The following is a 7,525-nucleotide window of genomic DNA, read 5'->3' as shown; positions in this document are numbered from 1 at the left end:
CCACGACCACCTCCAAGATCAGACCTTGGGGACAGTCTGCTGGCCGACGGGCAGCAGGTCGATTACCCGGCCAAGGCGGCGTGACAAGCCACTAGTTTCCCTGAAGCCGCTCCCGCGCTTCGCCCGCGAGGATGCGCTGCTTGTACTCCCACAGCTTCTTTCGCTCTTCCCGAGTCAGCTCATCTGCGAGCTTGTTCACCTCGTCCCAGGCTGCGGAGCGGGCTATCCGGGCGGCTCGCCAGTCCTGCCGAGCAACGGCCTTGCTCAACTGATTCATCGCCTTGTTGAGCGGCTTGCGAGCCAACTTCTGCCTCTTGGTGAACTTGATCTGCTGCGGCTTGGCTCGGCGTTCCTCCCAGATGGGGCCGCCAGCCAGAAGGTGTACGCGCGGACGTGCCCTATGCGTCATTGGCGCTCCCGCTCCAGGTAGCGGTAGATGGTGGTACGAGCGACGCCGAGTTCCTCGGCGACGCCCTGGACGGTGTGCTTGCGCTGGGTCTTAGGCTGCTGCGTGCCAGCGCTCCAGATCCGTCCAGAGTCGGCGGAGATCGACGCCGAGGCGGTGAAGTATGCGCACGGACTCATTGGAGCTGTCCGCGAGCAGTCCCCAGAGCAGGTCTTCGCAACCGATGTGGGTTCGGTCGCCGCGACGGTGAGCCGTCGTTGCGGCCACCTCGATTACCTTCCGGCTCTGCCCATTTAGCCGGAGGATGCCGAGCGGGCCTGTGAGCGTCAGGCGCAGGGGGAGGGTGCGTGAGCGGCGGAGCCCCCACAGCACCGGATCATCCGAGCGGAGAGAGGTCGCGTCAAAGGCACGACGCCGGACCTCGTCGAGGTCGATGCCAAGGTCGGCTAGCAACTCGCCATCAGGTTGACGTCGATCGGTCTCCCCACGCTCTTCAACCTCGGCAAGTACGGCGAAAGGAGTCAGGTCGAGCGCCTGCAATGGCAAGCAGGTGGGACCGACCTCAGCGAGGGCCGCCAGGAGATGTCCGGTGCCGAGGACATCCCGGCCAGCGTCGATGGCCAGAACCCCCGCCCGCACGACAACCCGGCGCGCGGGCTGAGTGAACCCCGTGAGCATGGTCACCTCTGACCCCCAGAAATCCGACTCGCGACGTGACCAGCGTGCTTTCTGTGTGCGGACTGCCGCTTCACGCCAAGTGCAGAGGCGATGGCTTCCCACGACCAGCCCTGGGCACGGGCGTTGCTCACGTGCAACGCTTCCAGTTCGTCCAGCAAACGGCGCAGAGCAGCCACCCCGGCCAACCCTGCCGCTGGGTCGCTGCTGTCGACGGCAGCAGCCAGTTCAGTTACCGACTCCATACTGTCAGCATAGGCTGACATACAGGAGGGTGTCAGCACTTGCTGACAAGTAATCGGCGTGAGACATCCAGAAGCGCGGCCATAGGTGCTCCATCGCGTCTATTCGCGTGAGTTCTTAGCTGGACCAAACAGCGGCAGACGGCCGCGAGGCGATGTGCTGAGCAAAGGCACTGAAGAGGCCGCTAGACCGTGCCTCTCCTCCAGGCCGCTCCGGTCTCGTCGGTGAGCTCGATGCCGCGCAAGGTGTGCGGCATGGTGCGGGCCGCGTCCGCGATGATCGCGGCGTCGCGGGCGTCGGTCTTGGCCTCGCCCGGGTAGAGGTCGGCGATGCGGCGCATCGTCAGACCAGGCAGGTAGGCGACGCGGCATCCGGTGTCCCGGGCGACCGCCAGCGGCAGGGCGCCGATGGAGGCGGGCTGGTCGACGACGACCAGGACCGTGCCGTGCTTCGCGATGAGTTTGTCCAGCATGGCCCGCATCTTGGGCTCGCTGTTGGGCAGCCGCTTGTCGAAGACCCGCTTTCCCGCCCGGGTCACCGCGGTTCCGTGGTGCTCGCCCTTGCCGACGTCCAGGCCCAGAAAGACGTCCACGTCGCCGGTGTCGATCACGCTGATTCCTCACGAGGTCGTGCTGTCCCGGCCTCGTTGGCGTGGCACCAGTCGCCGGCATCCACGTTACGAAGAGCCTCCCAGCGAGCTGGTGGTCCTGCCCCTATCAGCGGTCTACCGATGCCTCCGGTCCGGTGACACCACCCCCCGGATCATGCGAACTACAGGGGGGAACAGACATGCCGGGCCGGAGGCCGGGAGCCCCGTTGCGGGGCCACGAAGACGGTAACGGGGGTCTTCGTCCTGCGGCGCCTGGCCAGCCGGGGGAGCGGTGGTATCGGTGTCGGATGACGCCCTGGGCGCGGGGGATCCGCTGTTGCCGGGGCCGGTGGCGGGGAGGTCCTGCGGCTTCTCGTCGCTTCCCGCCTCCGGCGGGGTACCGGAGGGCTGGGCCGTGTCCTGGGGCGACTCCTCGTCGCCCGTGTCACCGCCCTCGCCGGCTTTATCGGTGTCGTCGGGCAGGGTTTCGCCGGTGGTCCCGGGGGCCGCGGTGCCGTTCTTGTCGGAATCGGGCATGGCGGCCCAGCGTCCGGTGAGGAGTACCACCGTGAGTGCCACGAGGGTGATCAGCAGCTTGGTGGTCCTCCCGTTCTTGGTGGCGGGTGCCGGTGCGAGGACCGGGCGGACGACGCCGATCTCCTCCCCGGCCGGCGCACCGGCGGGCTGAGTGGCGATCCGCTCACCGTCTGCCGCGGGCTGTCCGCCGGTCCCTGTGGCGTCTGAGGCATGCGGCGAGGAAACACCGGCCGCCGGCTCTGCGGGAGGGTCCTCCGCACGGGCTGCTGGGCCGCGCGGAACAGCGGGGTGGTCTTGGCAGCTGTGGTGGCGTCGGGGCGTGCGGACGGCGAGGCGGATGGCATCGGCTCGGCCGGGGCAGGCCCGGTCGCGGCGTCGTCGAGGGTGTCGCCCTTGGAGGGGTTGGGTGCCGCCGCAGCAGCAGAAGCGATGGAGTTGTCCGGACCGGCCGGATCAGCGGCTGTCGCAGTCGGCGGGGTGGCCGTGTCATCGCCGTCCGCTGCCGCCGGTGAGGCGACGTCCGCTGCTGCGGCCCGCTTGAGTGCCGCGTCGGCGGCCTCCCACAATCCCACCAGGTGCTGTGCTTCGAGCCCGGGGCGTCTGCTGAGCCGCTCGATCTCCTTGCGGGGCGGGAACGACTCTCCCTTCAGGACCCGGTTCCAGGTCGACCGGGAGATCTCGCTGTCGCGGGCGAGGGCGTTCAGGGAGAGCTGCTTCTCCTCCTTGATCCGCATCAGTTCGGCCCGCAGGGCCTCGACCTCCGCCGGCGGATTGCCTCTTCGGCGACCCTTGTCCTCGGACAGCACGCGTCCCCCTCGACACGATCACGGAAAGCCGCGCGTTCCAACCCCCTGTTTCCCCAGGTCACAGGTCATACGGAACGACTGGAACACGCGGAACGACTGGAACAGTGGATCAGGCTACCGATGGAACGGCGGTACCCCGAATCTTCACCTCGTCAGCGCCGCCCCCTGAGGCGGCGACACCGCTCCCACGCCTCCCGCACCAGCGGGAACGTGGGTCACGCGATCGAAGGATGAAGATGCGTAAGAACGTCAGGAACCTTCTGCTCCAGGGCCTCGCGGCCGTGCTCCTCGCCGGCGGCACGGCGCGGTGAACGCCACCGGCGACGAGGCCAACGCCTCGACGATGCCGGGCCCCCGCAGCGGCTCCCACGCCACCCCTCTCAAGGACACAGCGTTCACCAGCGTGTGGCCGACGCTGAAGACCGGCTCCAGGGGCACCGACGTCCTCACCGCCCAGCACCTGCTCGCCGCCCGCGGCTACGCCGTGACCCCCGACAACGCCTTCGGGAAGAAGACCGCGGCCGCCGTCCGGCAGTTCCAGACCCGCGCCGGCCTGAAGGCCGACGGTGTCGTCGGGCCGAAGACCTGGAGCAAGCTGATCACCACCGTCCACCTCGGCTCTCGCGGCCCGGCCGTCAAGGCCGCCCAGGTCCAGTTCGGCGTGACCGCCGACGGCGTCTTCGGCAAGAACACGCGGACCGCGGTCAGGAACTTCCAGACGCGGGCCCACCTGAAGGCCGACGGCGTCATCGGTCCGAAGACCTGGAACGCCCTGCTCACCACCTCCCCGGCGACCAAGCCCGCCCCCAGCACTCCCAAGCCGGCGGGCAACGCCGCCGCCCTGGCCGGTCAGGTTCTCAAGAACCGGGGGATCACGTTCGCCCGGGCACACTCGGATACCCGCCACTACGGCTCCACCGCCTACGCCAACATCGTCGACATGGCCGCCGGCCGAGGCGCGGCCACCAGCCCCGGAAGCCACGTCGGAGCCAAGCGCGTCCAGCTCGACCCCCGGATGCTCCGAGCCCTGATCACCCTGCACGACAGGTACGGATACCGGCTGAACATCTCCGAGTTCGTCGGCGGCGTACACAGCAAGAACTCCCGCCATTACCGCGGCCTTGCCTTCGACGCGAACGTGATCAACGGCAAGCACGTCGGCAAGGGCGCCCCTCACAAGGCTGTGATGAACCTCTGCTCCCAGCTCGGCGCCTCTGAGGTCCGCGGCCCCGGAGACCCCGACCACGACACCCACATCCACTGCGCCTGGAAGTAACCCGCCCACGCATCCCCGCCGCGCTCCGGCGACCGCGCAGGAATACCACCAACTCGTCTCCTGGGCCAGCTCGTTCGGAGTGGTGCGACGTGCCGGCGTCGAGTGCACCGGCTCCTACGGGGCGGCCTTGGCCCGCCACCTGCACGCCGAGGGAATCGAGGTCACGGAGGTCAACCAGACCCACACCGCCACCGACCCCACCGTCATCAAGCGCGACAAGCACTGCTGCGACCACCGGTGATGACAGGACGCCAGGGCGGGGCCCGCGGATGAACCGCGGGCCCCGCCCCCATTTCAACCAGCAGGACACATCCCTGCCAGACATCAAGTGATGCGCCTGAGGTAGGAAAAACCAGTGTCGCGGCCCAAGCAGGACTGCAAGGTCAAATCGCCGTCATATAGGCCCGCACCCGAACCGCCCTGCCGGTTGATGGCCCGGTGTCCGTAAACCCGGTATTCCGCCACGGAGGTCGGGCCGGTCACTGTGAGGGTCGTACCCACCGGCAACGTGGCAAACCGCTCAAATCCGCAGTAGTTATGGCCAACCAGGACCGCCGTACCGCGAGTATCGGCACCCGGCATAGGCCCAGCCCACAACACGGCGTACTGGCACCCATCGACAAGCCCCTGGCCTCCCCCCTTCACCACCCGAGACCACTTTCCGATGTGAATCACCGTCTGCGCAGTCCGCGTGTAACCCGTTCGCACAGCCGGCTTGGGTGAAGCCTGCCGCGTCTTGGATGCGGCAGGAGTAATCCGCCGCGAGGGCTGACGCACAGTGCGTGTGGTGTAGGGAGCTGCCGCAGGTACGGGGCGTCGCTTCTCCTGAACTCTCCAACTGCGCGGACTTGCTGCACCTACCCGGGGCACCGCATCAGCCAGCGTCTGTGCGGACCGTGCGGCCTGCGCATGGCCCCAGACCTCATGTGCGCGCACAGCGCCCACACTCACCCCGCCTGCCGCGATGACAGCAGCGACGACCAAGCAGGCATTCGTGTCCCTGCGGTGTACCCGACCCATCGGCTCCTCCTACGCGACTCATCACTTGCGTCGAGACCGCTCGGGCTGCCTGCCGCTCTGCATTCGCACCCATTGATCAACAACGCCCACTGTGCCGACGCCTAGCCGTCTTGAGCCCGGAGCAAACGCGACAAGTGGTCTGGATGGAGTAGCCCAAACGACGGAGCTTCTCCGCGGCGAGGACCGGCATCGGCAGCACGCCCACCAGCGATTGCCCCCGCCTCACGAGCCGGACACGAAGAACGGCACTGCACGGCTGTGGAACACGGCCGATCCAACGCAACTCCAGGCGCTGGGCACCCTGCACCTTGGTTCCGGCGGAACACGAGACATGGCGTTCGGCCCAGACGGGCGGACCCTGGCCGCGGACGACGGCGATACGCCGGCATGGCTCTGGGACATCGCCGACCCCCAACGCCCGGAACGCCTCTCCCCGCCGCTGGAGAATGCAGACGGATCCGAAGTCGCCGCGGTGGCCTTCAGCCCCGACGGTGACACGGTCGCTGTAGCCGGGGACAACGGAATCCAACTATGGAACACCGCGAACAACGACGAACCGATGCAACTGGGAGAACCGCTGGGCCAGACGTCCTATGACGGCATCGCCCTGGTCTTCGGCCGCGACAGCCGCAGCCTCATCACCGACGACCAGGTCATCCGGGTGTGGAGCCTGCAGCCCGTGCTCACGGAGTGCTTTTAGGGCCCAGTGGGCGGCATCAGCTCCGACGGGCGGAACATGGTCACCATCCGCGGTCCGACAAAAGTGAGGTTGTGGGATATGGCCGACGGCTGCCGCCCCAAGCCCCTGGGCGCTCTTCCCGGCACCTCCGCCGTGTTCGCACCCCGCGGTCGGCTTCTCGCGGTGGCGGAGCCGGACGGCGGCACCCGGCTGTGGGACGCTGCGTGACCATCCAAGGCGAGTCCTGCCCGCAGCGGAGGCCATTCGGCGGCTCCTGGAGGCCGACCAGACACCGCACGAAGTTGCAAGGCTGCGCATCGCTCTGGGCCGCAGTGAGCGCTGGCTGGAGGAGCGCGCACGACTTCGGCGGGCTGTCGTTGAAAGGTTGCAGGAGCGGCCGACCCCCGAGCTGTACAAGCAGGCCGCTGAACTGGTGCAGGACCCTGACGCCGCGGCAGAGGAATGGGAGATCGTCGCTGCCGCCGAGGCCCGCGCTCGGCGTGTTCAGGAGCAGGAGCGAGCGGCCCGAGAGCGGGAGAGGGCCGTTAGGCGCGAAGCCGAAGAACGTGAGAGGGCAGAGAGGCGCGAAGCTCAAGAGCGCGAGAGGGCAGAGAGGCGCGAAGCCGAGGAGCGCGAGAGGGCAGAGGCCAGAGAACGCTCCGTCCACCAGGCCCGCGTGGAGAAGGCGCAGAAACTTGCTCCGGCCGTCCGTGGTGCGTTGAAGAAGGCGGTCCGCGAGCAACGCACCACCACCTGGTCGGAAATCCAACAGAAGACCGGCCTGCACCAGCTGAGTCGCCTAGACCACCAGGACAAGGTGGAACTGCTGGTGCTGGTGGAGAGCGATACCGACCCCGGCAACCCCCTGAGGTCGGCCCTCCTTGCCGCTGCCGGTGACGGCGCCGCACTACGCCTCCACCGCGACGTCTTGCACCGTCTCAGCCGCCCCCTCCCCGCCAGCGACGCTGATCTTTGCCACCGCCGAACGCATACCGGTTTCCGGTGAACGGATCGACGGTTCGGTCATCCGATCGGCAACAGGACCGGCCACCAGGAGGGAGCGGCATCCAGTTCGCAAGCCTGCCCGGCCGGCCCCGCCAGGAAGTGCCAGACCGCCATCGCGGGCCAGAGCAGGGCGAGGACAATGCCGAACATCCCTAGCACGGGCCACACAGTCGAACAGCCGTCCGTCGCTCTGATACGGCAGCTGTAGATAGCCCTGCCTGCGTTCATTGCGGCTGGTCAGCTACGTGATGGGGGCGGGTGCGGGCACGAGGACGGCTGCCCCGATCAT

General features: G+C 68.1%; 11 protein-coding genes and 1 pseudogene. 6 read left to right on the top strand and 6 right to left on the bottom strand.

Translation table 11 applies throughout. From position 1 onward, the window contains the following. Window positions 1-91: 91 nt before the first annotated feature. The 3 genes from ACIQFZ_RS42790 to ACIQFZ_RS42780 are packed head-to-tail and all read right to left on the bottom strand — an operon-like array spanning window position 92 to window position 778. On the bottom strand, window positions 92-409 hold the full coding sequence (locus ACIQFZ_RS42790) for a hypothetical protein (RefSeq protein WP_402693924.1): 318 nt from the start codon (window positions 407-409) through the stop codon (window positions 92-94). Then, complete coding sequence (locus tag ACIQFZ_RS42785) at window positions 406-585, bottom strand: helix-turn-helix domain-containing protein (protein WP_383063894.1); 180 nt, start codon at window positions 583-585, stop codon at window positions 406-408. Before ACIQFZ_RS42785 ends, ACIQFZ_RS42790 begins: the two co-directional genes overlap by 4 nt. Beyond that, window positions 500-778, bottom strand: a complete 279-nt coding sequence (locus ACIQFZ_RS42780; protein ID WP_383063909.1) for a hypothetical protein — start codon at window positions 776-778, stop codon at window positions 500-502. The genes ACIQFZ_RS42785 and ACIQFZ_RS42780 overlap by 86 nt, the downstream gene beginning before the upstream one ends. A gap of 93 nt (window positions 779-871) precedes the next feature. On the opposite strand from ACIQFZ_RS42780, the gene ACIQFZ_RS42775 reads away from it, so the two are divergent. Next, window positions 872-1,096 carry a hypothetical protein gene (locus ACIQFZ_RS42775; protein WP_383063911.1) on the top strand — a complete coding sequence of 75 codons (225 nt, stop codon included), beginning with the start codon at window positions 872-874 and terminating at the stop codon, window positions 1,094-1,096. Window positions 1,097-1,541: 445 nt separating this feature from the next. Here the strand turns inward: ACIQFZ_RS42775 and ACIQFZ_RS42770 are convergent. Both ACIQFZ_RS42770 and ACIQFZ_RS42765 read right to left on the bottom strand, forming a co-directional pair. Further along, window positions 1,542-1,931, bottom strand: a pseudogene (locus ACIQFZ_RS42770) (IS110 family transposase); the annotation flags it as partial. Between the two features lie 569 nt (window positions 1,932-2,500). Continuing rightward, window positions 2,501-3,256: a helix-turn-helix domain-containing protein gene (locus ACIQFZ_RS42765; protein WP_383063897.1), complete on the bottom strand. Its 756-nt coding sequence runs from the start codon at window positions 3,254-3,256 to the stop codon at window positions 2,501-2,503. A 307-nt stretch (window positions 3,257-3,563) separates the two neighbouring features. Between ACIQFZ_RS42765 and ACIQFZ_RS42760 the strand changes: the two genes are divergently transcribed. From ACIQFZ_RS42760 to ACIQFZ_RS42740, 5 genes are all read left to right on the top strand, one after another. Further along, entirely contained in the window at window positions 3,564-4,532 is a 969-nt protein-coding gene (locus ACIQFZ_RS42760) for a peptidoglycan-binding protein (RefSeq protein ID WP_402693923.1), read from the top strand. A gap of 79 nt (window positions 4,533-4,611) precedes the next feature. Beyond that, the gene (locus ACIQFZ_RS42755; RefSeq protein ID WP_376653310.1) at window positions 4,612-4,773 is read left to right on the top strand and encodes a hypothetical protein; all 162 of its coding nucleotides are present in this window, start codon (window positions 4,612-4,614) and stop codon (window positions 4,771-4,773) included. 1,110 nt (window positions 4,774-5,883) lie between these two features. Then, a complete protein-coding gene (locus ACIQFZ_RS42750) occupies window positions 5,884-6,252 on the top strand; it encodes a WD40 repeat domain-containing protein (RefSeq protein WP_383063901.1) in 369 nt (122 codons plus the stop codon). 78 nt (window positions 6,253-6,330) lie between these two features. After that, the gene (locus ACIQFZ_RS42745; protein WP_383063904.1) at window positions 6,331-6,459 is read left to right on the top strand and encodes a hypothetical protein; all 129 of its coding nucleotides are present in this window, start codon (window positions 6,331-6,333) and stop codon (window positions 6,457-6,459) included. 157 nt (window positions 6,460-6,616) lie between these two features. Further along, the gene (locus ACIQFZ_RS42740; protein WP_402693922.1) at window positions 6,617-7,237 is read left to right on the top strand and encodes a hypothetical protein; all 621 of its coding nucleotides are present in this window, start codon (window positions 6,617-6,619) and stop codon (window positions 7,235-7,237) included. Window positions 7,238-7,254: 17 nt separating this feature from the next. Here the strand turns inward: ACIQFZ_RS42740 and ACIQFZ_RS42735 are convergent, their stop codons facing one another. Beyond that, window positions 7,255-7,386 (bottom strand): hypothetical protein, encoded by a 132-nt coding sequence (locus ACIQFZ_RS42735; RefSeq protein WP_402693921.1) that lies wholly within the window; start codon window positions 7,384-7,386, stop codon window positions 7,255-7,257. Window positions 7,387-7,525 lie beyond the last annotated feature (139 nt).

The organism is Streptomyces sp. NPDC093064 (genome assembly GCF_044754605.1).
Taxonomy (GTDB): domain Bacteria; phylum Actinomycetota; class Actinomycetes; order Streptomycetales; family Streptomycetaceae; genus Streptomyces.
Note: the sequence above shows the minus strand (reverse complement) of the source record. Positions and strands in the feature narration are given on the sequence as shown.

Coding starts and splice junctions, on each gene's coding strand:
- ACIQFZ_RS42790 (WP_402693924.1), bottom strand. CDS start 409: ATGACGCATAGGGCACGTCCGCGCGTACACCTTCTGGCTGGCGGCCCC.
- ACIQFZ_RS42785 (WP_383063894.1), bottom strand. CDS start 585: ATGAGTCCGTGCGCATACTTCACCGCCTCGGCGTCGATCTCCGCCGAC.
- ACIQFZ_RS42750 (WP_383063901.1), top strand. CDS start 5,884: ATGGCGTTCGGCCCAGACGGGCGGACCCTGGCCGCGGACGACGGCGAT.
- ACIQFZ_RS42745 (WP_383063904.1), top strand. CDS start 6,331: ATGGCCGACGGCTGCCGCCCCAAGCCCCTGGGCGCTCTTCCCGGCACC.
- ACIQFZ_RS42735 (WP_402693921.1), bottom strand. CDS start 7,386: ATGTTCGGCATTGTCCTCGCCCTGCTCTGGCCCGCGATGGCGGTCTGG.